Source organism: Phytoactinopolyspora endophytica (assembly GCF_004138495.1).
GTDB classification, from domain to species: Bacteria; Actinomycetota; Actinomycetes; order Jiangellales; family Jiangellaceae; genus Phytoactinopolyspora; species Phytoactinopolyspora endophytica.
Genome location: NZ_ML142862.1, coordinates 36,905 through 40,731, shown reverse-complemented (window position 1 = coordinate 40,731; position 3,827 = coordinate 36,905). Strand labels below are relative to the sequence as shown.

Sequence of the window (3,827 nt, the reverse complement as noted above, 5' to 3'; positions counted from 1 at the left end):
TCTTCGGGTGGGTGTATCCCGGTGAGCCCGCCCGGGCGGCTGAGCTGGCGTGGCGGGACGCAGTCCTGAGCCACACCCGGAACGGTGTCTACGGGGAGATGTTCGTGGCCGCCGCGTGCTCCGCGGCATTGGTGGCGGAGACCGTCGACGACGTGCTCGACGCGGGCCTGTCCGTCGTCCCGCCGGCGTCGCGGTACGCGGACGCGGTCCGGTTCGCCCGCGCTCTGCCGGACGAGCATCCCGGCTTCGAGGACGCCGTGGACGCGATCGAGCAACGCTACGGGGACCTGCACTGGGTGCACGTGCTGAACAACACGGCGCTCACGGTCGCCGCGCTCGTGTACGCGGTCGCACCGACAGGTGCAGGTGCGGTGCGTCGTGAGCCGGCGAGTGGTGAACCCCTGGGTAGCGAGCCGGCCGATGGTTGGTCGCGTGGCGGCGAGGCGTTCAGCCGGGCCATCACGATGGTGGTGAGCGGCGGCTGGGACACCGACTCCAACGGTGCGACGGTCGGCTCGCTGATGGGTGGGCTGCTGGGCGCGTCGTCGTTGCCGGAATACTGGACCGCACCGATGCGTAACCGGGTGTCCTCCACGCTGAGCGGCTTCGACGGCATCGGGTTCGACACATTGGCGCGGCGGACGCTCGACGTCGCCGAGAAGCTCGTGAAGCCTGGGTTCATGGCCTGAGGTAACGCGTGAGGGCACATGGGGGACCTGCGAGCGTTACGTCAGGCCACGAGCCCGGCTTGGCCGGGTGCAGAAATGCGCATGGGTGGCACGCACGGGGCAGCGAAGGAGACGAGAGGCTATGAGCGGAACGGGTATCGCGGTGCTCGGCAGCGCGAACATGGACCTGGTGGTGACCACGGAGCGCGCGCCCGGCCGCGGCGAGACGGTGACCGGGCAGACGTTCCGGACGATCCCCGGCGGCAAGGGCGCCAACCAGGCGGTCGCCGCCGCCCGGGCCGGGGGATCGGTGCGTTTTCTGGGCGCTGTGGGCGACGACGACTTCGGCCGGCAGATCCGCGACGTCTTCACCGGCGACGGGATCGACACCGCCGGTCTGATGACCGCCGAAGCGCCCACCGGCACAGCGCACATCGTCGTCGACGGCGATGGGGACAACTCGATCGTCGTGGTCCCGGGCGCCAACGGCACGGTGACGGCGCTGACCGATGCCCACCGTGCGGCGATCGACTCGGCCGGCATGCTGCTGCTCCAGCTCGAGCTGCCGCTGAGCGTCGTCTCCGAGGCCGCGGCCTACGCACGTTCCGTCGGGGTACGGACGGTCCTGACGCCGGCGCCGGCCATCCCGCTCCCGGACGAGCTACTCGCCGACATCGACCTGTTGGTGCCCAACGAGCACGAAGCGGCGATCCTGGTCGCTGGAGCGCCTTCGTCCACGGTCGGCGACGGAACAGGGACGACGGACGATGAGGAATCGGGAAATGCGGAATCGCTGGCACGAGGGCTGACGAAGAGATCGCGCGCGGTGTCCGTGACCCTGGGTGCTCGTGGCGCGATCTACCTCGCCACCGACGCCGCGCCGGTGCGCGTGCCGGCGTTCAACGTCGACGCGGTGGACACCACGGCCGCCGGCGATACGTTCGTCGGCGTGTTCTCGGTCGGCCTGGCCGAGGGCCTGGCCCCGGAGACGGCGCTGCGCCGGGCGTCCGCCGCGGCGGCGCTCTCGGTCCAGCGGTTCGGCGCGTCGTCGTCGATGCCCACTCGCGACGAGATCGAGACCTTCCTGGCGAAAGTGGAGTGACGTGCTCAACCCCTACGTGCCCCGCCCGATCGACATGTACGCCGAGGTGCCGCTCGACCCGGCGGCCGACCTCACGGTGCTGGACGAGGCGAAGATCCTGGCCGCCCCGTCCGATCCCGCCGACTGGCCGGCCTGGCGGGAACAGCTCGCCCGCTGGCGTGTCGAGGCCCGTGCCCGGATCGGCTACGACGGCTCGCGTTACGACGACGAGCCGGCGGACGCGTTCGTCGTGTGCCTCACGTGGTTGTGGGACGAGCTGCTCTACGACCATGACGCCGGCGTGTTCACCGTCGAGGCGTTCGTCGCCGCGGCCGAGCGGGACTTCGGGGGGTTCGATGGGGTGGTCCTCTGGCACGCCTACCCGAACCAGGGGATCGACGACCGCGACCAGTTCGACTACTACACAGACGTGCCGGAGCTGGCGGACGTCGTGGCGGCGTTCCGGGACCGAGATGTCCGGGTCTACCTGGCCTATTATCCGTGGGAGGCGAGCGAGCCCGAGCGAGTCGGCGAGCTCGTCACGTCCACCGGCGCTGACGGTGTCTTCCTGGACAGCTCCAAGGAAGGCAGCCTCGAGATCCGGAGGGTTCTGGACGAGGTGAGCCCAGGACTGTCGATGGAGGGCGAGTCGAGGCTGCCGCTGGCCCGGGTGCACGACCATGCGATGTCCTGGGCGCAATGGTTCGCCGACTCGCCGGTGCCCGGCGTACTCCGGGCTAAGTGGTTCGAACGGCGGCACATCCTGCACCACACCCGTCGCTGGCACCGCAGCCACATCGAGGAGCTGCATTCCGCGTGGCTCAACGGTTCCGGGATGCTGGTGTGGGAGAACGTCTTCGGCGTCTGGGTCGGCTGGAGCGAGCGGGACCGGTCGGTGCTGCGGGCGATGCGGCGGGTGCAGGCCGGATACCGCGCGTGGTTGCAGAGCGAGGAGTGGACTCCGCTGGCCGGCCATCCCGGTGGCGACGTGCCGGTCTACGCCTCCCGCTGGGCACATGAAGGCGTCGTGCTCTGGACCGTGGTCAACCAGGGCGACGACTACGACGGCCCCTGGCTGGTGACGGACCTGCCGAGCGGGACCGGCTTCACCGAGGTGGCCACCGGGGCGTCGCTCAACGTGTCGACGGACGCCGACGGCCGCACGGTCATCGGCGGGCGGCTGCCGGCCGGTGGGATCGCCGCCGTCGTGACCGGCGACGCCTCCGAGCAGGTGGGGCCGGAGACGACGGCCTCGTCGGCGGGGGACGTGTCGTTCCCTCGACGCGCTGCCGTGCGGGTGCCGGCCCGGATGCCTCCGATGGCTCCGGCGGCTCCGGCGGACGACGTGCCGGACGGGATGGTCGAGGTCGGTGGCGGCCGGCAGGCCCTCGTCGTCCGGTACCGGGTGCGGGAGACCGGGCTGTACGGCGAGGCTCCCTATGTCGACGAATGGAAGCCGCTCCCGCCGCGGCTGCACCACACCGGGACGCTGCACCGCGTCGTGACCCTGGGGGAGTTCGCGATCGCGCGGACCGACGTGACCAACGCCGAGTACGCGGCTTTCGTCCAGGCCACCGGGTATCGCCCGGTGCGGGCGGAACGGTTCCTCGCACACTTCGTCGACGGCATGCCCCCGGCAGGGCGGGAAGACGAGCCGGTGAGTTACGTCGACCTGGACGACGCCCGCGCCTACGCCCGGTGGGTGGGGATGCGGCTGCCGACCGAGGACGAGTGGCAGGTCGCCGGCGAGGCGGGTGTGCTCGAGCGGGGACTCCCGGTGGTGTGGAACCTGACCGAGAGCGAGCACACCGACGGCAGGACCCGGTTCTACATTCTCAAGGGTGGATCGGATTGGTGCGCTGAAGGATCGGACTGGTACTTCGACGGGGACGTGCGCGGCCCCGAATTCTCCGCGAAGTATCTGCGTAGCGGCGCTGGCCTGGACCGTTCGCCGTCGGTCGGCTTCCGCTGCGTCGTCGACATTGTTGCGTCCCGCACCCCGAGCGCTGCGGGCCACAGTGTGCAGAACGTAAAGGAGAGGAGAGCGGGATGAAGAGCGAGCCGGGCGTGCGGGGGCC

At 70.8% G+C, this 3,827-nt stretch carries 3 protein-coding genes; all 3 read left to right on the top strand.

What is annotated here, in order from left to right; genetic code table 11:
- Positions 1-689, top strand: a 689-nt coding sequence (locus ELR45_RS38830) for an ADP-ribosylglycohydrolase family protein (RefSeq protein WP_205857123.1), incomplete at its 5' end; no start/stop codon positions are given.
- A 121-nt stretch (positions 690-810) separates the two neighbouring features.
- Entirely contained in the window at positions 811-1,770 is a 960-nt protein-coding gene (gene rbsK / locus ELR45_RS23430; RefSeq protein WP_129668509.1) for a ribokinase, read from the top strand.
- Position 1,771: 1 nt separating this feature from the next.
- Positions 1,772-3,802 (top strand): SUMF1/EgtB/PvdO family nonheme iron enzyme, encoded by a 2,031-nt coding sequence (locus ELR45_RS23425; RefSeq protein ID WP_205857122.1) that lies wholly within the window; start codon positions 1,772-1,774, stop codon positions 3,800-3,802.
- The last annotated feature ends 25 nt before the right edge of the window (positions 3,803-3,827 follow it).

Excerpts from the sequence above, each read along its gene's own strand:
- rbsK (WP_129668509.1), top strand. The coding sequence starts at position 811 with ATGAGCGGAACGGGTATCGCGGTGCTCGGCAGCGCGAACATGGACCTG.